Source organism: Streptomyces sp. NPDC026522 (assembly GCF_055567555.1).
Genome location: NZ_JBVHQF010000011.1, coordinates 117,104 through 135,233 on the forward strand (window position 1 = coordinate 117,104; position 18,130 = coordinate 135,233).

The 18,130-nt window shown below is 73.3% G+C and carries 19 protein-coding genes and 1 pseudogene; 6 read left to right on the top strand and 14 right to left on the bottom strand.

The genetic code is table 11. The annotated features are described in order from the left end of the window. Nucleotides 1-7: 7 nt before the first annotated feature. Nucleotides 8-832, bottom strand: a complete 825-nt coding sequence (locus ACZ4M3_RS26645; protein WP_467736731.1) for a type 1 glutamine amidotransferase domain-containing protein — start codon at nucleotides 830-832, stop codon at nucleotides 8-10. A 277-nt stretch (nucleotides 833-1,109) separates the two neighbouring features. Here ACZ4M3_RS26645 and ACZ4M3_RS26650 point away from each other — a divergent pair, with 277 nt between their 5' ends. The 5 genes from ACZ4M3_RS26650 to ACZ4M3_RS26670 all read left to right on the top strand — a co-directional run bounded on the left by ACZ4M3_RS26650 (nucleotide 1,110) and on the right by ACZ4M3_RS26670 (nucleotide 4,676). Further along, nucleotides 1,110-1,382 carry a UBP-type zinc finger domain-containing protein gene (locus ACZ4M3_RS26650; protein WP_467736733.1) on the top strand — a complete coding sequence of 91 codons (273 nt, stop codon included), beginning with the start codon at nucleotides 1,110-1,112 and terminating at the stop codon, nucleotides 1,380-1,382. Between the two features lie 65 nt (nucleotides 1,383-1,447). Then, nucleotides 1,448-3,181, top strand: a complete 1,734-nt coding sequence (locus ACZ4M3_RS26655; protein WP_467737036.1) for an NAD(P)/FAD-dependent oxidoreductase — start codon at nucleotides 1,448-1,450, stop codon at nucleotides 3,179-3,181. A 106-nt stretch (nucleotides 3,182-3,287) separates the two neighbouring features. After that, nucleotides 3,288-3,791 (top strand): hypothetical protein, encoded by a 504-nt coding sequence (locus ACZ4M3_RS26660; protein ID WP_467736735.1) that lies wholly within the window; start codon nucleotides 3,288-3,290, stop codon nucleotides 3,789-3,791. 79 nt (nucleotides 3,792-3,870) lie between these two features. Beyond that, a complete protein-coding gene (locus ACZ4M3_RS26665) occupies nucleotides 3,871-4,200 on the top strand; it encodes an antibiotic biosynthesis monooxygenase family protein (RefSeq protein ID WP_329193613.1) in 330 nt (109 codons plus the stop codon). Beyond that, nucleotides 4,197-4,676 (top strand): group II truncated hemoglobin, encoded by a 480-nt coding sequence (locus ACZ4M3_RS26670; protein WP_361315786.1) that lies wholly within the window; start codon nucleotides 4,197-4,199, stop codon nucleotides 4,674-4,676. The genes ACZ4M3_RS26665 and ACZ4M3_RS26670 overlap by 4 nt, the downstream gene beginning before the upstream one ends. Nucleotides 4,677-4,784: 108 nt before the next feature. On the opposite strand, the gene ACZ4M3_RS26675 is transcribed toward ACZ4M3_RS26670, so the two are convergent. The 9 genes and pseudogenes from ACZ4M3_RS26675 to fmt all read right to left on the bottom strand — a co-directional run bounded on the left by ACZ4M3_RS26675 (nucleotide 4,785) and on the right by fmt (nucleotide 11,926). Further along, nucleotides 4,785-5,225 carry a barstar family protein gene (locus tag ACZ4M3_RS26675; protein WP_467736738.1) on the bottom strand — a complete coding sequence of 147 codons (441 nt, stop codon included), beginning with the start codon at nucleotides 5,223-5,225 and terminating at the stop codon, nucleotides 4,785-4,787. Next, complete coding sequence (locus ACZ4M3_RS26680; RefSeq protein ID WP_467736740.1) at nucleotides 5,222-5,689, bottom strand: guanyl-specific ribonuclease; 468 nt, start codon at nucleotides 5,687-5,689, stop codon at nucleotides 5,222-5,224. The genes ACZ4M3_RS26675 and ACZ4M3_RS26680 overlap by 4 nt, the downstream gene beginning before the upstream one ends. Before the next feature lie 96 nt (nucleotides 5,690-5,785). Continuing rightward, nucleotides 5,786-6,007 (bottom strand): CarD family transcriptional regulator, encoded by a 222-nt coding sequence (locus tag ACZ4M3_RS26685; protein WP_053788968.1) that lies wholly within the window; start codon nucleotides 6,005-6,007, stop codon nucleotides 5,786-5,788. Nucleotides 6,008-6,113: 106 nt separating this feature from the next. Beyond that, nucleotides 6,114-7,127, bottom strand: coding sequence for a sugar-binding transcriptional regulator (locus ACZ4M3_RS26690; RefSeq protein ID WP_361315852.1), 1,014 nt, complete (start codon nucleotides 7,125-7,127; stop codon nucleotides 6,114-6,116). Nucleotides 7,128-7,239: 112 nt separating this feature from the next. Next, complete coding sequence (gene rpe, locus ACZ4M3_RS26695; RefSeq protein WP_467736742.1) at nucleotides 7,240-7,938, bottom strand: ribulose-phosphate 3-epimerase; 699 nt, start codon at nucleotides 7,936-7,938, stop codon at nucleotides 7,240-7,242. 73 nt (nucleotides 7,939-8,011) lie between these two features. Next, a pseudogene (locus ACZ4M3_RS26700) lies at nucleotides 8,012-8,813 on the bottom strand (DUF6177 family protein). Nucleotides 8,814-8,983: 170 nt separating this feature from the next. Further along, nucleotides 8,984-9,268 (bottom strand): hypothetical protein, encoded by a 285-nt coding sequence (locus ACZ4M3_RS26705; protein WP_467736744.1) that lies wholly within the window; start codon nucleotides 9,266-9,268, stop codon nucleotides 8,984-8,986. A gap of 123 nt (nucleotides 9,269-9,391) precedes the next feature. After that, nucleotides 9,392-10,909, bottom strand: coding sequence for an RsmB/NOP family class I SAM-dependent RNA methyltransferase (locus tag ACZ4M3_RS26710; RefSeq protein WP_467736746.1), 1,518 nt, complete (start codon nucleotides 10,907-10,909; stop codon nucleotides 9,392-9,394). A gap of 72 nt (nucleotides 10,910-10,981) precedes the next feature. After that, nucleotides 10,982-11,926 (bottom strand): methionyl-tRNA formyltransferase, encoded by a 945-nt coding sequence (gene fmt, locus ACZ4M3_RS26715; protein WP_467736748.1) that lies wholly within the window; start codon nucleotides 11,924-11,926, stop codon nucleotides 10,982-10,984. Nucleotides 11,927-12,175: 249 nt separating this feature from the next. Here fmt and ACZ4M3_RS26720 point away from each other — a divergent pair, with 249 nt between their 5' ends. Next, the gene (locus tag ACZ4M3_RS26720) at nucleotides 12,176-12,709 is read left to right on the top strand and encodes a hypothetical protein (RefSeq protein ID WP_467736750.1); all 534 of its coding nucleotides are present in this window, start codon (nucleotides 12,176-12,178) and stop codon (nucleotides 12,707-12,709) included. A 176-nt stretch (nucleotides 12,710-12,885) separates the two neighbouring features. Here the strand turns inward: ACZ4M3_RS26720 and ACZ4M3_RS26725 are convergent, their stop codons facing one another. The 4 genes from ACZ4M3_RS26725 to rpoZ form a co-directional block, all read right to left on the bottom strand. Next, the gene (locus ACZ4M3_RS26725; RefSeq protein WP_467736752.1) at nucleotides 12,886-15,018 is read right to left on the bottom strand and encodes a primosomal protein N'; all 2,133 of its coding nucleotides are present in this window, start codon (nucleotides 15,016-15,018) and stop codon (nucleotides 12,886-12,888) included. An 89-nt stretch (nucleotides 15,019-15,107) separates the two neighbouring features. After that, entirely contained in the window at nucleotides 15,108-16,316 is a 1,209-nt protein-coding gene (metK, locus tag ACZ4M3_RS26730; protein ID WP_467736754.1) for a methionine adenosyltransferase, read from the bottom strand. Nucleotides 16,317-16,512: 196 nt separating this feature from the next. Continuing rightward, a complete protein-coding gene (gene coaBC / locus ACZ4M3_RS26735; protein WP_467736756.1) occupies nucleotides 16,513-17,727 on the bottom strand; it encodes a bifunctional phosphopantothenoylcysteine decarboxylase/phosphopantothenate--cysteine ligase CoaBC in 1,215 nt (404 codons plus the stop codon). Between the two features lie 98 nt (nucleotides 17,728-17,825). Then, nucleotides 17,826-18,098: a DNA-directed RNA polymerase subunit omega gene (gene rpoZ / locus ACZ4M3_RS26740; RefSeq protein ID WP_030879741.1), complete on the bottom strand. Its 273-nt coding sequence runs from the start codon at nucleotides 18,096-18,098 to the stop codon at nucleotides 17,826-17,828. Nucleotides 18,099-18,130 lie beyond the last annotated feature (32 nt).

Sequence of the window (18,130 nt, forward strand, 5' to 3'; positions counted from 1 at the left end):
TACCGGACTACCAGCCGTACCGGGTGAGCCCGTCCTCCAGGACTTCCACGATCTTCTGCCCCGTCAGATAGGAATCGGGGGTCGAACGTCCGGTGACGAAGGGGAAGTCGACGATCACCGACAGGGGGTGGCCGAAATTCCCGTGGTACGCGCCGCGCGGGCCGGTGGCATCGCGCAGGATGTACTCCAGCGGGTACGGCGGCGGCCCCATGTTGAAGTCGGTACCGAGGAATCCGGTGCCGTCCTTGTAGTCGTATTCCTTGCAGTGGCCGGTGACGTGCTTGCCCCAGATGATGCTCTTGCGGTCGCCCCAGTCCCTGGCGAAGGCCAGGCAGGCCACCCCGTAGCACTCGGCCGCCACGACCTTGCCGGCGTTCTTGAAGGCCAGGATCAGGGCGTGCACCCGCTCGTTGTTGGCGAGGTCGGCGATGGGGCCGCTGCCGCCGACGATGAGGATCGCGTCGAAGGTGGCGATGTCCTCCTGGAGCTTGTCCAGATCGCGGTGGTACTGCTCCAGCTTGGGCAGGTAGTCCTTGTCGCTGGTGTACGGGCGCTCGGGCGCCCACGCCTCGATGTCGAGGGGCGAGTCGAGCCGGCTCGACTGCTCGAACTCGCGGCCCAGCCGGGCGTTCTCCTCGGTGGTCACCGACCGGCCCAGCGGGGGGTCGATGTAGTTGGCGTCGAGGCTCGGCGGAAGTGCGTGGGCCCGCTTCCCGGTCGGCGTGGCGAATACGACTTCATAGCCCCGCTCGTCGAACTTCGATACCGGCCCGATCAGTTCTTCGGCCCAGTAACCGTGTTCGGAGACAATGACCAGAATCTTTCTGCTCACAGATTCCTCCAGGCGCCGCCTGTTGTGTTGGCGTTCCCCACCCTGCTTGCGCCCGGGGCCTGCGTCAAAGCGCCCGCACGCGACTTCGTGAGGTAGAAGGGCGGCCCGCCCCGGCACCTCATGTAGTCGCCGCGCGAGGTCATGAAGTAGCTCCGGTACTCCATGACTTCGGCCGAATCGATGAACCTTTCCGGGACCCCCGTCTTATGGTCTGGACGCGCCCGTGGTTCACCGGCGTGACGAGCGGTACGAGTGCGCGAGGAGAGGGACGGGGACGATGACGATGGACCTGTTGTGCACACACATCGACCAGATACGTCCGGTGAAGCCCGGGACCGAGGGCTGCGAGGAGTGCCTGCTGACGGGAGACAGCTGGGTGCATCTGAGGATGTGCCTGAGCTGCGGGCACGTCGGCTGCTGCGACTCCTCGAAGAACCGCCACGCCACCCGGCACTACCGCACCACCGAGCACCCCATCGCGGCCTCGCACGAGCCCGGCGAGGACTGGGCCTGGTGCTACGCCGACAAGCTGATGCTGGACCCCGCGTGAGTGCGGCCCCGGAGCGCGCCGGCGCTCCCTCCGCCGCCGCCCCTTCCGCCGGCCCCTCCTCCGCCGTGGCCCAGACCGGGTCCGGCGCGGCGGTGACCGCGGCGGGGCACGCCTCGGCCGCCGCCGAGCGGTCGGAGAACCGCAAGCCGGTGATCCTTGCCGTGGACGACGACCCGCAGGTGCTGCGGGCCGTGCGGCGCGACCTGCGCAGCGCGTACGGCGACCGCTACCGGGTGCTCGGCGCCTCCTCGGCTGCCGACGCGCTCAAGATCCTGGACTCCCTGGACGAACGCGGCCACGACCCGGCGCTGTTCCTGGTGGACCAGCGGATGCCCGACGTCACCGGGGTGGAGTTCCTCCTGGAGGCCGTCAGCCGCTTCCCCGACGCCCGCCGGGTCCTGCTGACCGCGTACGCGGAGACCGACGCGGCGATCACCGCCATCAACCGGGTCCGGCTGGACTACTACCTGCTCAAGCCCTGGGACCCGCCGCACGAGCGGCTCTTCCCGGTGCTGGACGACCTGCTCTCGGACTGGCTGGCCACCTACCGCCCCGCGTACGACGGGATCATCGTCGCCGGCCACCTGGTGTCCCCCGGCACCCACGCGGTCCGGGACTTCTTCACCCGCAACGGGCAGCCGTTCCGCTTCCTGAACGTCGAGCGCGACCCCGAGGCGCTGACGGTGCTGGCCGCCGCCGACCCCGACGCGGCGCTGCCGCTGGTCCGCTTCCCGGACGGGTCGGTGCTCTCGGCGCCGACCGACACCCAGCTCGCCCAGCGCCTCGGCCTGGCCACCACGGCCTCCCGCCCGCACTACGAGTGCGTCATCGTCGGCGCCGGCCCGGCGGGGCTCGCGGCCGGGGTGTACTCGGCGTCCGAGGGCCTCTCCACCCTGATGCTGGACTCGCGCGCCCCCGGCGGCCAGGCCGGCACCTCCAGCCTGATCGAGAACTACCTCGGCTTCCCGTCGGGCCTCTCGGGCGGCGACCTGACCCGGCGGGCCACCATCCAGGCCTCCCGCTTCGGCGCCGAGATCCTGCACCCGGTGGAGGTGGTCTCGCTGACCCGTGACGACCCGGCGAAGATCCTCACCCTGGCGGACGGTACGGAGATCAGCGCGGAGACGGTCCTCCTCGCCACCGGGGTCTCCTACAACCGCCTGCAGGCGCCGGGCGCCGACCGCTTCGAGGGCGCCGGGCTCTACTACGGCGCGGCCACCACCGAGAGCTCGGCCTGCATCTCGCAGCACGTGTTCATCGTGGGCGGCGCCAACTCGGCCGGCCAGGCCGCGGTGCACTTCGCCAAGTACGCGGCCCGCGTCACGATCCTGGTCCGGGCGGCGTCCCTCGACGACAGCATGTCCCGGTACCTGATCGACGAGATCGCCCGCACCCCCAACATCGAGGTCAGGGTGCGCACGACCGTCGTCTCGCTGGACGGCGACGAGCACCTCGAACGCCTGACCCTGCACGACGCCGACACCGGGGAGGACACCGAGGTCCCGGCCCGGTTCATGTTCACGTTCATCGGCGCCCGCCCACACACCGACTGGCTGGCCGGGGTCGTGGAGCGCGACGAGTACGGCTTCGTCCTCACCGGTTCCGACCTGATCTCCAACGGGGGCGAGCTCCCCGCGGAGTGGAGCCTGGAGCGCGCCCCGTACCCGCTGGAGACCAGCGTCCCCGGCGTCTTCGCCGCGGGCGACGTCCGGGCCCACTCGGTCAAGCGGGTCGCGTCGGGCGTGGGCGAGGGGGCAATGGCCGTCTCCCTCATCCACCGCTACCGCTCGATGGGCTGAATCCCGCCGGATCCCACCGAATCCCCGCTGAACCCCGCGGAGCACCAGCCGAGAGCGAACGGCACATCCTTGCGATCAAGAGGGCAGTGGATGCAACGTTGATTACATGATTACAGCCGAGCAGCAGACACAGCTCCGCACCTGGTTCGCGGACCGCCTCCCGGTGGACGTCTACGAGTCCCTGGTCTCCGTCACCGCGGACCGCGAGGAGATCACCGTCATCGGCACCCTCCCGGCGAACGAGTCCGTCAAGGACTTCCGCGAACGCACCCGCGAGCAGCGCATCGAGGTCGCCCGCGAGGCGGAGGAGCTCTACCGCCGCAAGGTCTCCTGGGGCGTGCGCTCCGGTGAGGAGACCACGCTCTTCACCCACCTCGCGGTCCCGGTGATGACCCGGCTGCGCCAGTCCGAGCGCCAGGTGCTCGACACCCTGGTCTCGGGCGGCGTGGCCCGCAGCCGCGCCGACGCGCTGGCGTGGTGCGTCCGCCTGGTGAGCCGCAACACCGACAGCTGGCTCGCCGAGCTGCGCGAGTCCCTGGACACGGTCCAGCGGGTCCGGTCGCAGGGCCCCGACGTCAAGTCGGACATCAAGAAGTCCGAGTCCGAATAGCGGAAGACCTCGCCGGGCGCGCAAGATCCCGGAAAGGTAGCCGAGACGGGACCACCGACCGAGGGAGAGGCTCCACACGATGACCACCACCGTCGAATACATCCGCTACCGGATCGCAGCGGACGACCAGCCGGCGTTCGAGGACGCCTACGCCCGGGCGGCCGAGTCGCTGGCCGCCTCGCCCGAGTGCATCGACTACGAACTGGCCCACAGCGAGGAGGAGGCCGAGCGCTACATCCTCCGGATCCGCTGGACGTCGGTCGAGGACCACCTCCAGGGCTTCCGTAAGGGCGAGCAGTTCCCGGCGTTCTTCGCCGCGATCCGCCCGTACCTGAACAACATCGAGGAAATGAAGCACTACCGGGTCACCGACGTCTTCGGCACGGGAAAGGCCGCCTCCCAGTCATGAGCACCACGCCCGACACGACGCCCACCATCTACGAGTGGATGGGCGGGGCCGAGGCGATGAAGCGCCTCACCGACGTCTTCTACGCCCACGCCCTCCAGGACGAGATCCTGGCCCCGGTCTTCGCCGGCATGGACGCGAACCACCCGCAGCACGTCGCCGTCTGGCTGTCGGAGGTCTTCGGCGGCCCCGCCGACTACTCGGCCCACCACGGCGGCCACCAGCACATGGCCACCAAGCACCTGGGCCGCGGCATCACCGAGCAGCAGCGCCGCCGCTGGGTGGAACTGCTCATGGACACGGCGGACGAGGTCGGTCTGCCGGCGGACCCGGAGTTCCGGGCGGTGTTCGCCTACTACATCGAGTGGGGCACCCGGATGGCCCTGATCTACTCGGGCCCCAACCCGCCGCCGGTCGACGCGGCGAAGATCCCCGTCTGGTCCTGGGGACAGACCCCGCCCTGGATCCCGAAGTCCTGACCGGCCCGGGGCGCTGCCGGGTACGGCCCGCCGGCGCCCCGGCCGGCCGTACCGGCTCCGGCCCGAGCGCGCCGGGGCCGGTTCGGCCTGCGGTCCCGCGGGGCCGGCTCAGGCGGGCCGGCGGCTCGCGCGGCGGGGGCCGCCCGGCCGGTCGGCGAGGAGCACCGTCAGGGGGACCCCGCCGTCGGCGGGGCCCTCGCTCCGGCCCTCGCCGTGGCCCTCGCCCTCGCCCCGCCAGAAGTCGACGGCGCGTTCCAGGATCTCGCACAGGGTCGCCCACTCCCCGGGCCGGGCCTGCGCGTACTCGTGCCAGGACGTGACCGCCAGCAGCCGCCCGGGCCCTTCCGGCAGCCACGACAGGTCGGTCAGCACGTCCGCCAGCGCGTCCCAGTTCCCCCCGAACCACTCCGGCACGCGCAGGGCCTCCCCGCATCGCCGCAGCAACTCGGCCTTGCTCCCGACACCGGCCAGGTCCAGCCGCAGCGTCGTCCAGCCCGCCTCGTCGGCGGCGGCGAGCGCCGGGCCGAGCGGCCCCGCTCCGAGGGTCATCGCAGAACCGCCTTGAAGGTGTCGTAGTGGTCGTCCGTGTAGAAGAACTCCCCGCGCCCACCGGTCACGAGCCGCCGGGCCCCACGGTCGCGTTCCCCCGGTGTCCGCACGGTGAACTCGTGGTAATAGCCGCGCTCGTGCGACGGCAGGGCCTTCTCGAAGTTCCCGAAGACGGTGCCGTCCTGCCGGTACGGGTACGGGCCGCCCTTGTCGATCAGCGCCAGCACCTCGCGCGCCTCGCGCGGCAGCGCGTCCGCCCGTACGGTGGCCATCCCCTTGGCCCATCCGGGCACGGCGGCGGGAGCGGTGCCGCTCGGCCGCGCGGCGCCCGGGCTCACCGGAGCGCCGGTCGGCGCCGCACCGGGCGTCTTCCCGGCGCAGCCGACCGCGGCCATCAGCGCGGCGCACAGGAGCAGGGCCCCCAGCACGCGCAGCAACGATCGGGGCACGTTCCCGAGGATCATGCGCCGATCGTGCCAAACATCCGGTTCGCCCGCGAACCGCGGAGACCACGGAGGCCTCGGGTACCGGCGGGCGAAAACGGGTGGTGTGAAGACGGCTTAGAGCGCAGCCATCTTGGTGTAGGGGCTCAGGATGCGTTTCTGGACCGATCCGAAGTCGACGAGGACAGCGATCCCCTCCTCGATACCGACGACACGGCCGAGGCCGTGCTCATCGTGAGAGACCCGGTCGCCGACGCTGAACTGCCGGAGCGGCGGTTCCACGGGGGCCTTGAACGGGCTGGACGGCAAATGGCGGCGAGGTACTGCTGACTTAGTCATTGACTCCAGTATGCGCCCAGCGGGCCGCCCTGCGGTCCGCCGTTCGGATCTCAATTCCGGCACCATCCGCAGTCGGACGGCACGGAAGCGGACCCCGGAGCCCCGGTCAGTCGTCGGGATCGGCCCGTTCCAGGGCCGGACGGAGCCCCGGCTGGGACTCCGTCAACAGGTAGTCCGCCACCGCCGTGTCGGTGACCAGGCTGGTCACCAGGCCCGACCGGAGCACCGCCCCGATCGCGGACGCCTTGCGCAGGCCGCCGGCGATCGCCACCACCTCGGGGATCCGGCGCAGCCGGTCCGCCTCGACGGTGATGCACCGCTCGCCGAGGTCCCGGCCGACCCGCCGGCCCTCGGCATCGAACAGGTGCGCGGACATCTCGGCCGCGACGCCGAGCGAGGCGTAGTGCGCCCGCTCCTCGTCGCTCAGCATGTCGTGCACGGTGGAGATGCCGGGCTCCCAGGAGCCGATGGACACCGCCGCGACGGTCACCTTGTCGAAGTACTCGAAGGCCCGCGCGATGCCCGTCTGGCTGCGCAGCGCGGCCGCCGTCGCCGGGTCGGGCAGCAGCATCGGCGCGTAGATCGGGTGCGCGTCGCCGCCCGACACCTGCGCGGCCCGGCGCACGGCCTCCACCGAGCCCCGCTCCGCGGTCCCCGCGTCGTACACGCCGGTCAGCTGGACCACGGTGCAGGGCGGCAGCCGGTGCAGGGAGGCCGCCATGTGGATGGTGGAGCGGCCCCAGGCGAGGCCGAGCACGTCGCCCTCGTTGACCAGCTCGCCCAGCAGGTCGGCGGCGACCGCCCCGAGGTTCTCCGGGTCGGGAGCGTCCTCGGTCGCGTCGGCCGGGGACTCGACCACCACGGCGTGCCGCAGGCCGTACCGGGCCCGCAGCGCGTCGGACCGCTCGGCGTCGAGCTCCGCGGGGACCCTGATCTCGATCCGTACGAGGTCGCGTTCGAGGGCGGTCTCCAGGACCCGGGCCACCTTGAAGCGGCTCACCCCGAACTCCTCGGCGATCTGGATCTTGGACTTGCCCTCCAGGTAGAAACGGCGGGCCATGGCCGCCGCCTGCACCAGCTCCGCGGGTCCCATCCGCAGGGCTGACCGTCCCGCCGACATTGCAGACACCGCGTTCTCCTCACTGCTGTTCACACTCTCGACTCGCCGTTCATCCTGTCAGATCCGACGACCGTTGATCAGCCCGTACAGCCCCGGTTCACCGAGCTGTTCATCAAGCCTTGGCCCCGTGGTCGCAAGCCCAGGGCGCCGCCGCGATCGCCGCGCCCGCCTGCTCGCGCAGCGCCCGGACGGCGGCGGCCGGATCGGGCGCCCCGTAGACCGCGCTCCCCGCGACGAAGACGTCCGCGCCGGCCTCGGCGACCCGCTCGATCGTCGAGGCCGAGACCCCGCCGTCCACCTGCAGCCACAGCTCCAGTCCGTGCTTGGCGATCATCTCCCGGGTACGGCGGATCTTGGGCAGCATGATGTCCAGGAAGGCCTGACCGCCGAAGCCGGGTTCGACGGTCATGATCAGCACCATGTCCAGTTCGGGCAGGATGTCCTCGTACTGCTCGATCGGGGTGGCGGGCTTGAGCGCCATGGCGGCCCGGGCCCCCTTGGCCCGGATCTCCCGCGCCAGCCGCACGGGGGCGGCGGCGGCCTCGGCGTGGAAGGTGACCGATCCGGCGCCGGCCTCGACGTACTGCGGGGCCCAGCGGTCCGGGTTCTCGATCATGAGGTGCAGGTCGAGCGGAATGTCCGTCGCGCGGCTCAGGGACTCCACGATCGGCACGCCGAGAGTGAGGTTCGGGACGAAATGGTTGTCCATGACGTCGACATGCAGCCAGTCGGCCCCCTCGACGGCCTTCGCCTCCTCGGCGAGCCGGGCGAAGTCGGCGGACAGGATGCTGGGATTGATCTGAACGGCCATGCCCCAAGCCTGCCATGCCGCAGACCACATCCGGCCACTCCCCCGGAAGTCCCCCTCCACCCCCCGTTCGGAGCTAGAGCGGCGGCGCCCCGCGCAGGTGACGCATGAGCTGCTCCAGTGCGGCCCAGCTCTCGGTGCTCTCGCCGTCACCGAGGGCGTAGTAATAGCCCGGCCCGGCGCTCGGGCCGAGCTGCACCGGTCGTTCCTTCAGCGGCGTCCTGCCCGCGGTCGCCCGCCCGACTCCGGACCTCCGCGGGGCCCAGCACGAACGCGTACGGCAGCGGCGGCCGCTCGAAGCGGGGCGGCGCGCTCAGGTCGCGGCGCGCCTCGCGCAGCTGGCACAGCATGGTCCGCAGCCCGTGCCGGGTCACCAGCTCGCCGGCCAGCCCCGCCAGCGCCGCCAGCGACGGCTTCTCATCGGGGCCGTGGCCCACGGTGAGGGTGATGTCCTCCTCCACCCCGTCCGGGGTGCGGATCACGCGCAGGGTGGCGACGGCAGGCCGGTCCGGGCTGCCGACGACCACCGTCCAGGTGGGCCGGGGGGCGCGCTCGTACGCCAGCTCGGTCAGCCGCCGCCGCGACCAGGTCAGGCCGGCCGGCTCCGACGTCCCCCAGCCGACCGGCGGAGCGCCGGTCAGCGCCTGCCAGGCGGCTTCCAGCGCGCCGCCGAGCACGAGGTCCGCCTCGGCACGGTGCAGGGTGCGGAAGGACACGACGAGCTGGCGCTCGCCGGTACGCCCGTACGCCTCCGTGAAGGCGTCCGCCACCGGGGCCTCGCCGTTCTCGTCCCGGTCCGGGGAGAAGGAGCCGTGCTGCCAGCGCAGTACCGCACCGGTCAACCCGTCGTAGTAGCCGCACCGCTCGTCCTGCACCACCCAGCGCGAAGAGGTGGATTTGCATCAGCATGCGGGTGGGCAAGGAGAGGCGGCCGGCTGGGCGGCAGCGGGAGCCGGTACGGCCGTGACGCCCGAGACATCGACCGGGCGGGCCGCACCGCCGGTGCCAGGGGCATCCGGGGGCCAGACCCGGCCACCCAGGAGCATGGTCATACGGGCCGCGAAGGCACCAGCGAGCCGCTCGGCCCGGGGGACGCCCACGGCGCGCGGGCCTCGATCCACCAGGCCGGTCCGTCGCCGGACGGCTCGGCACCGGGCCCCAGCAGCCGGGTCGCCTCGCCCGGCACCTGGAGCAGCAGCGGCACCTCGATCGAGACGAGCGGCCGGCCCTCGGCATCACAGAGCTGGACCACGGCGCCCTCACCAGCCGTCTCGACCCGCAGGTCCGGTCCGCCCGCGAGCAGCCCCGCCAGCACGCTCAGCGGATCGGGCATCCGCTCGGTGAGCGCGATTGCCGGGCACCCGTCACCGGCCCCGGCCGTCCCGGCCGGTGGACGTGGTGAAGGTGCCCGACGCGCGGTCGGGTCGGCCGGGACGGTGAACGGAGGCGGCGGCCCCTACGCCGTGCGGCGGAGGAGGGCCAGGTACATCGCGTCCGTGCCGTGGAGGTGGGGCCAGAGCTGGACGTCCGGGCCGTCGCCGAGGGCCGGGACGCCCGCCATGTAGGGGCGGGCGTCGATGAGTTCCGCCGACACGCCCGCCGCCGCGCCCGCGCCCCGGCCCTTGAGGACGTCATCCACCACGACCCGGGTCTCCGCCAGGTGCGGCGAGCAGGTCGCGTAGCCGACGACGCCGCCGACCCGCACCGCCGACAGCGCCTCCCGCAGCAGCCCGCGCTGGAGCGGCGCGAAGCCCTCCAGGTCCTCCGGCCGGCGCCGCCACCGCGCCTCGGGGCGCCGGCGCAGGGCGCCGAGGCCCGAGCAGGGGACGTCCACCAGGACCCGGTCGAAGGAACCCGGCAGCCACGGCGGCCGGGTCCCGTCCGCCGCGATGACCTGGTACGGGCCGGGGTTGCCGGCCAGCGCCTTCTCCACCAGGCGGGCCCGGTGCGGCTGCTTCTCGGAGGCCAGCAGGAACGCCCCGCGCTGCGCCGCCAGCGCCCCGAGCAGGGCCGCCTTGCCGCCCGGGCCCGCGCAGCCGTCCAGCCAGCGCTCGTCGCGGCCCTCCACGGGAGCCGCCGCCAGGGCCATCGCCACCAGCTGGCTGCCCTCGTCCTGCACACCGGCGCGGCCGTCGCGCACCGCCTCCAGGGCGCCCGGCTCACCGCCCTCGGCCATCCGTACCGCGTACGGGGACCAGCGGCCCGGCAGGGCCGACTCCTCGCCGACGGCCTCCAGCAGTTCCTCGGGCGTGGAGCGGCCGGGACGGGCGACGAGGGTGACCTCGGGTCGCTCGTTGTCCGCTTCCAGGAGGTCCTCGATACCGGCCCGGCCGCCGCCCAGCGCGTCCCACAGGGCGCTGACGATCCAGCGCGGGTGCGAGTGGTAGACCGCGAGGTGTTCCTCGGCGTCGTCCTCGTACGGCGGCGCGACCCGCTCCAGCCAGCCGTCCAGGTCGTGCGCGGTGATCTTGCGGAGCACGGCGTTCACGAACTTCGCGCGTCCGTCCCCGAGGACCACGCGGGCCAGCTCCACGCTCGCGGAGACGGCTGCGTGCGGGGGGATCCGGGTACCGAGCAGCTGGTGCGCACCGAGCGACAGCACGTCCAGCACCGGCGGGTCGACCTCGCGCAGCGGCCGGTCGATGCAGGCCTTGATCACCGCGTCGTACGTGCCCTGCCGGCGCAGCGTCCCGTACACCAGCTCGGTGGCCAGCGCGGCGTCGCGCGCCTGGAAGCTCTCGTCCTGGCGCGCCTTGCGCAGCAGCGGCGGCAGCACGAGGTTCGCGTACGCGTCCCGCTCGTCCACCGCCCGCAGCACCTCGAAGGCCAGCATCCGGACCGGATCCTTCTGCGGCCGGCGGTAGGGCTTGCCCTGCTTGCCGCCCTGGTTGCCGGACGGCTTGCCGTTGCCGCCCGGGCCGCCCGGGGCGGTCCGCCGACGGGGCTGACGGGGCTGACGGGGCTGTTCGCTCACGTGAAAGGTGCTCCGGTTGTACGTAATGCCTGGGGGTGTCGAAGAGGGGGGCCGCGCGGTCCGCGGCCGGTATCAGCCTACGTCGGCTCCGCCCAGCCGCTCGCCGGGCGCGATCCGCACCCCGCGCGCCCAGTCGGCGCCCTTCATCGGCTTCTTGCCCTGCGGCTGCACCCAGAGCAGTTCCACGGCGTGCGAGCCGGTGCCCACGTAGACGTTGTTCTTGGCCGGAGCCAGCACACCGGGCTCCAGGTCGGTGCGGTCGGGCACCGGCGCGACCGAGATCAGCTTGAGGCGCTCGCCGCGGAAGACGGTCCACGCCCCCGGCGCTGGGGTGCAGCCGCGCACCACGCGGTCGGCGCGCATCGCGGGGGCGGTCCAGTCGATCCGGGCGTCCTCGACGGTGATCTTGGGAGCGAGGGAGATCCCGTCCGCGGGCTGCGGCACGGCGCGCAGGGCGCCGTCCTCGATGCCGTCCATGGTGGCGGCGAGCAGCCCCGCCCCGGCGAAGGCGAGCCGGGTCAGCAGGTCGCCGCTGGTGTCGGTGGGCCGGATCTCCTCGGTCAGGTGGCCGTAGACCGGCCCGGAGTCCAGGCCCTCCTCGATCAGGAACGTGGAGGCGCCGGTGACCTGGTCGCCCGCCATGATCGAGTGCTGGACGGGGGCGGCCCCGCGCCAGGCCGGCAGCAGCGAGAAGTGCAGGTTGACCCAGCCGTGCTTGGGGATGTCCAGGGCGCTCTTGGGCAGCAGCGCCCCGTAGGCGACGACCGGACAGCAGTCCGGCGCGATCTCGCGCAGCCGCTCCTGGAAGTCCGGGTCGCGCGGCCGCACGGGCTTGAGGACCTCGATCCCGGCCTCCTCGGCGCGCTGGGCGACGGGGCTGGCGACGAGCCGGCGGCCGCGCCCGGCCGGGGCGTCGGGCCGGGTGACGACGGCCGCGACCTCGTGGCGCCCGGAGGCGATCAGGGCGTCCAGGGCGGGTACGGCTACCTCGGGGGTGCCTGCGAAGACCAGCTTCACTGGGTCCTACCTCGCTATCTCGGCTGTCAGCAGCGCACCAGTCTATGGGCCGCGCGGCGGACGTCCCAGTCGGTGCACCCGGGGGCGTGCCCCGACCTGCGCGCCCCTCGCATATGCCGACACGCCCCCAGAGCGTGACCTGGGCGACCGCTGGCGCGTTGGTCAAGAGAGATTGACCGAAACGGGCCGCGCTTGAGAACGGTGTCTGCGGCCCCATCCGCTCTTAGCACCGGTTCGAGAGGCTTCTTCATGGCCGACCACGCCACCCACGACGCCCAAGCACGGGCCAGCCTGCATCTCCTGGTGCGGGACATCGAGCGGGTCCGCCGGCAGGTGGATGCTCTGCGCACGCTCACCGCCCAGCTCGGCAACGTGTACCGCCCGCGCCGCTCCGGTCCCTCCACGGGCTTCGTCGTCTACGGCAGGGCCCCGGCCCCCACCGTCCGGCTCGCGCAGGAACTGCGGGACAGCGTCGAGACGCTGGTCACCGCCGCGGTGGACTTCGACCGCTCGCTCGGCTTCTCCTGGGACGCCGTCGGATCGGCGCTCGGTGTCACCAAGCAGGCCGTGCACCGCCGGTACGGGGCCCGGCGCGCCCAGGCCGCCGAGACCGCGGAGGCACCGGCCGACGGGACGAACACCCGCACCCTGGGGCCGCTCCCCACCATCCCGGCGGCGCGCTCCGCGACGCCGCAGCCCGTACGCGAGGAGTCGGCCGCCGGGGCCCAGGGCGCCGCGACCGCCTCCCGCTCGCCGGCCTTCCCCGGCCCGCGCAACGGCTGACCGGCGGCCCGCCGCCGGGACGCCGACCCCTGACGGCCGGGGCCCCCCGCCGTGAAACCCCCGCCCCCGGCGGGGCGGCACCTCCCCCGAGGCCGCTCCCGCCGGGGGCGGCGGCCGTCCCGGGCCGACTCCGGGGCGCCGCAGCCGGTGCCCGGCGGGCCCGCCCCGGCCCGGGCTCAGCCGATGTCCGGCGGGTCGATCCTGATCCGGACCGATTCCGCGGGGGTCACGCCACGGGCCAGCCGGGCGGCCTGCGCCTTCTTGAGGGCCCTCGCCAGCTCCGCCCCGCTGCCGGGCCGGACCCGGATCAGGACCCGCTCCCCCGGCGACGGCTCCCCGCGCCGGCCGGGCAGCGGCACCGGGCCCAGCACCTCCGCGTCGGGCGGCAGTTCGGCAGCGGCGAGGAACGCCTCCAGCGCCGCCGGCCGCCCGGCCACCGCCGCCATCCGGGAGACCGGCGGGAAGCCCAGCTGGGCGCGCTCCGCGAGCTCGCGCACCGCGTGCCCCACCGGGTCCCAGCGCACCAGCGCCTGCACCGGCCGCAGCGTCGGCTCGGCGACGACCACCACCTGCCCCTCCCCCCGCACCAGCGAGGCCGCGCCGATCCAGCGCCTCAGCGCCTCCTCCCCGGCCCGCAGGTCGGGGCGGCCGAGCATGGCCCAGCCGTCCAGCAGCAGCGCCGCCGCGTACCCCGCTCCGGACGCGACGGGTTCTGCGCCGGGGGTGCACACCACCAGCGCGGGCCGGTCCGGCACCTCGTCCAGCACGTGGTCGCGCCCGGAGGTGCGCACGGGCACGGCCGGGAACGCCCGCCCCAGCTCCTCGGCGGTGCGCCGCGCACCGACCACCCTGGCCCGCAGCCGGAACGAGCCGCACTCCTCGCAGTGCCAGGACGGCTCGCCGCGCCCGCACCACCCGCACCTCAGGTCGCGCTCGTCCGGGGCCTCCAGGGGCCCCGCGCAGACCCGGCAGCGGGCCGGCGTCCGGCAGCGCTCGCAGGCCAGCCGGGGCACATAACCCCGCCGCGGCACCTGTACGAGTACGGGCCCGCTCTTCAGCCCCTCCCGCACGGTCTCCCAGGCCAGGCTCGGCAGCCGCGCGGCCCGGGCGGCCTCGTCCCGGGCCAGCAGCTCGTCCCCGACGGTCCTGATCCGGGGCGCGCAGGCCCGTACCGTCTCGCGGTCGGCGACCAGGGGCCGCGCCCAGCCGGACTCGACCAGCTGGGCGGCCTCGACGGTGCAGCTCGTGCCCCCGGCGAGGAAAGCGCAGCCGTCGGTCACCGCCCGCAGTTCCAGCACCTCGCGGACGTGCGGGAACGGGGCGTGGTCGTCGCTGTGGCTGGAGTCCCCGTCGTCCCAGATCGCGACCAGCCCGAGGTCCCGTACCGGCGCGAACATCGCGGCGCGGGTGCCGACGACGGCCCGCACCGAGCCCCGGCTCACGGCGAGCCACTGGCGGTAGCGCTTCTCCGGCCCGGATTCGGCGGTCAGCAGCGCGTGCCGCCCCGCGCCGAGCAGGGCGGTGAGCGCCGCGTCCACCCGGGCGGCGGTCCGCCCGTCGGGCACGACGGCGAGGGCGCCCCGGCCGGAGGCGAGGGTGGCAGCCATGGCCCGGGCGAGTTCGCCGGCCCAGCCGGGCCCGGGCAGCGCCGTCCACACGGCGCGGGGGCTGCCCCCGCCGGCCAGGGCCCGCAGGAAGGCCGGGCCGGCCCCGTACCGCTCCCAGCCGCCGGGCTCGGGCGCCGCGGGCGGCGGCAGCGGCTCGGGAGACGGCTTGGCCTCGGCGCGGGCGCTGCGCGGGGGAAGGGCGAGCTGGAGCACATCGGCGAGGCTGCCCGCGTACCGGTCGGCGACGGCCCGGGCGAGCGCCAGCAGGCCGGGAGTGAGGACGGCCTCGGCGGAGACGACCTGGGCCAGGGCGGCCAGGGCCCCGTCGTAGTCGGACTCGGCGCGCCGCTCCACGATGAAGCCGTCGATCAGGCCGCCGCCCTCGCGGCGGCCGCCGTGCACCTGGTGGGAGCCCGCGCCGAAGCGGACCCGGACCCGGACGCCCGGCTGCGCGGCCTCGGCCAGCTCGGCGGGCACCGCGTAGTCCCACAGCTGGTCGAGGTGGAGCACGCCCTTGTTGACCAGGACGCGGGCGACGGGCAGTTCCTCGGCGAGCGCGGCCCCGCGCCAGGTGCGGGGCTTTGCCTTGGGGGCCTTGGCCTTCGCCTCGGCCACGATGTCCCGGATGAGCGCGAGCTGCTCCGGCGGGCCGCCGGGATCCCGCTCCCCGCCCCGCTGATCCGACTCGTTCGCGCTGCTCACACCCGCATTCTTACCAAATGGCACTGACACCCGGACATGCCCGAGGCCCCGGACCCCATCGGGGTCCGGGGCCTCGGGCGGGCCGGTGCCTACAGGCCGGCGGCGGCGCGCAGGGCGTCGACGCGGTCCGTGCGCTCCCAGGTGAAGTCCGGCAGCTCGCGGCCGAAGTGGCCGTAGGCGGCGGTCTGGGCGTAGATGGGCCGCAGCAGGTCCAGGTCGCGGATGATCGCGGCCGGGCGCAGGTCGAAGACCTGGCCGATGGCCTCCTCGATCTTCGCGGTGTCGATCTTGGCGGTGCCGAAGGTCTCCACGAACAGGCCGACCGGCTCGGCCTTGCCGATCGCGTACGCGACCTGCACCTCGCAGCGCGAGGCGAGCCCGGCGGCGACCACGTTCTTCGCGACCCAGCGCATCGCGTACGCGGCGGAACGGTCGACCTTGGACGGGTCCTTGCCGGAGAACGCGCCACCGCCGTGGCGGGCCATGCCGCCGTACGTGTCGATGATGATCTTGCGGCCGGTCAGGCCCGCGTCACCCATCGGACCGCCGATCTCGAACCGGCCGGTCGGGTTCACCAGCAGCCGGTAGCCGTCGGTGTCCAGCTTGATCCCGTCCTCGATGAGCTGGCCGAGCACGTGCTCGACGACGAACTCGCGGATGTCCGGGGCGAGGAGCGAGTCGAGGTCGATGTCCGCGGCGTGCTGCGAGGAGACGACGACGGTGTCGAGGCGGACGGCCTTGTCGCCGTCGTACTCGATGGTGACCTGGGTCTTGCCGTCGGGGCGCAGGTACGGGATGGTCCCGTTCTTGCGGACCTCGGACAGCCGGCGGGAGAGCCGGTGCGCGATGTGGATCGGCAGCGGCATCAGCTCGGGCGTCTCGTCGCAGGCGTAGCCGAACATCAGGCCCTGGTCGCCGGCGCCCTGCTTGTCCAGCTCGTCCTCGTCGCCCTCGACGCGCTGCTCGTAGGCGGTGTCGACACCCTGGGCGATGTCGGGGGACTGCGCGCCGATGGACACCGACACGCCGCAGGAGGCGCCGTCGAAGCCCTTCTTCGAGGAGTCGTAGCCGATTTCGAGGATCTTGTCGCGGACGAGCTGCGCGATCGGCGCGTACGCCTTCGTCGTCACCTCTCCCGCGATGTGCACGAGACCGGTGGTGATGAGGGTCTCCACGGCCACACGCGAGGTCGGGTCCTCGGTGAGGAGCGCGTCGAGGATCGTGTCGCTGATCTGGTCAGCGATCTTGTCGGGGTGACCCTCGGTCACTGACTCCGAGGTAAACAGGCGACGGGACACAACGCTCCCTGGGGTTGCAGCGGCTGCTGGCTGATCATTTGGCGGAACATTACCGGGGGCTGCGCCCGGTCCGTGTTCCACATGCAGTTTATCGGTCGCCACCGTTTGCCGGACCACCCGTCTCGCCTTATGGGAGCCGTGTGACCTGCGGCACTACATTCTGGCGTACGGATTCCCCGGCGGGAAGGCGATTCGCTCAGGCGCGTCGGGGCGCGAGGCGCGCAGCGACCTCGTCCCAGATCGCGTCCGCGAGGACTTCCTTCGGTCCATGCGGGACGGCGCTCTCCGAGCCATCGGAGGCAAGGATGACGGCCTCGTTCTCCTCGGAACCGAAGGTCTTGGCTTCGCCGACCTCGTTGACGACGAGGAGATCACAGCCCTTGCGCAGCAGCTTGGCCCGCCCGTTGGCGAGGACGTCGTCGGTCTCGGCGGCGAATCCCACCACCACCTGACCCGCCCGGGCGCGTTCGGCGGAGACCTCCGCCAGCACGTCGGGGTTGCGTACGAGCGCCACCGGCGCGGGGTCCCGTCCGTCCTGCTTCTTGATCTTGCCGCCCGCGTAGGAGGCGGGCCGGAAGTCGGCCACGGCCGCGGCCATCACCACGGCGTCGGCGTCGGCGGCCGCCTTGAGCACCGCCTCGCGCAGCTGGAGGGCCGTCCCGACCCGTACGACGTCCGCCCCGGCCGGGTCGGCCAGTGCGGTGTTGGCCGCGACGAGCGTGACGCGGGCGCCGCGCGCGACGGCGGTGCGGGCGAGCGCGTAGCCCTGCTTTCCGGAGGAGCGGTTGCCGAGGAAGCGGACCGGGTCCAGCGGTTCGCGGGTGCCCCCGGCGCTGACCACCACGTGCCGCCCGGCCAGGTCCGGCTCCCCCGCGCCCCGGGCGAGGACCCGGCGGCACACCTCGAAGATCTCGTCGGGGTCGGGCAGCCGCCCCTTGCCGGTGTCCTTGCCGGTGAGCCGGCCGACGGCGGGCTCGATGACGACGGCGCCGCGCCGGCGCAGGGTGGCCACGTTCTCCTGGGTGGCGGGGTGCTCCCACATCTCGGTGTGCATCGCGGGGGCGAAGACCACCGGGCAGCGGGCGGTGAGCAGCGTGTTGGTGAGCAGGTCGTCGGCCAGCCCGTGGGCGGCCTTGGCCAGCATGTCGGCGGTGGCCGGGGCGACGACGACCAGGTCGGCGGACTGTCCGATGCGCACGTGCGGGACGTCGTGGACGCTCTCCCAGACCTGGGTGGAGGCCGGGTTGCCGGAGAGCGCGGCCCAGGTGGCCTCTCCGACGAAGTTCAGCGACGCGGCCGTCGGCACCACGCGTACGTCGTGGCCGGACTCGGTCAGTCGGCGCAGCAGCTCGCACGCCTTGTAGGCGGCGATCCCGCCGCTGACCCCCAGCACGACCTTCGGCTTACCCACCACGCACTCCCCTTCGAGGAACCATCTGTGCACCTATGACACACCACAGGCCCGGCAGATGCTCTGCCGGGCCTGTGGTGAAAGGAATTCCTGGTGCCTTACTGGGCCGGGGCCTCGATGGCCTCGGAGGTCAGCAGACCTGCGTTGATCTCGCGCAGCGCGATCGAAAGCGGCTTCTCGTGGACGTGGGTGTCCACCAGCGGGCCGACGTACTCGAGCAGGCCCTCACCGAGCTGCGAGTAGTACGCGTTGATCTGACGCGCGCGCTTGGCCGCGTAGATCACGAGGCTGTACTTCGAGTCCGTGGCCTCGAGCAGCTCGTCGATCGGCGGGTTGATGATGCCCTCGGGCGCAGTCATGGAAGAGGACACGCTCTACCTTCCGAAGATGGGTGAAAGATCTT

Coding starts and splice junctions, on each gene's coding strand:
- ACZ4M3_RS26650 (WP_467736733.1), top strand. CDS start 1,110: ATGACGATGGACCTGTTGTGCACACACATCGACCAGATACGTCCGGTG.
- ACZ4M3_RS26660 (WP_467736735.1), top strand. CDS start 3,288: ATGATTACAGCCGAGCAGCAGACACAGCTCCGCACCTGGTTCGCGGAC.
- ACZ4M3_RS26665 (WP_329193613.1), top strand. CDS start 3,871: ATGACCACCACCGTCGAATACATCCGCTACCGGATCGCAGCGGACGAC.
- ACZ4M3_RS26670 (WP_361315786.1), top strand. CDS start 4,197: ATGAGCACCACGCCCGACACGACGCCCACCATCTACGAGTGGATGGGC.
- ACZ4M3_RS26675 (WP_467736738.1), bottom strand. CDS start 5,225: ATGACCCTCGGAGCGGGGCCGCTCGGCCCGGCGCTCGCCGCCGCCGAC.
- ACZ4M3_RS26680 (WP_467736740.1), bottom strand. CDS start 5,689: ATGATCCTCGGGAACGTGCCCCGATCGTTGCTGCGCGTGCTGGGGGCC.
- ACZ4M3_RS26685 (WP_053788968.1), bottom strand. CDS start 6,007: ATGACTAAGTCAGCAGTACCTCGCCGCCATTTGCCGTCCAGCCCGTTC.
- ACZ4M3_RS26690 (WP_361315852.1), bottom strand. CDS start 7,127: ATGTCGGCGGGACGGTCAGCCCTGCGGATGGGACCCGCGGAGCTGGTG.
- rpe (WP_467736742.1), bottom strand. CDS start 7,938: ATGGCCGTTCAGATCAATCCCAGCATCCTGTCCGCCGACTTCGCCCGG.
- ACZ4M3_RS26705 (WP_467736744.1), bottom strand. CDS start 9,268: ATGCCCGATCCGCTGAGCGTGCTGGCGGGGCTGCTCGCGGGCGGACCG.
- ACZ4M3_RS26720 (WP_467736750.1), top strand. CDS start 12,176: ATGGCCGACCACGCCACCCACGACGCCCAAGCACGGGCCAGCCTGCAT.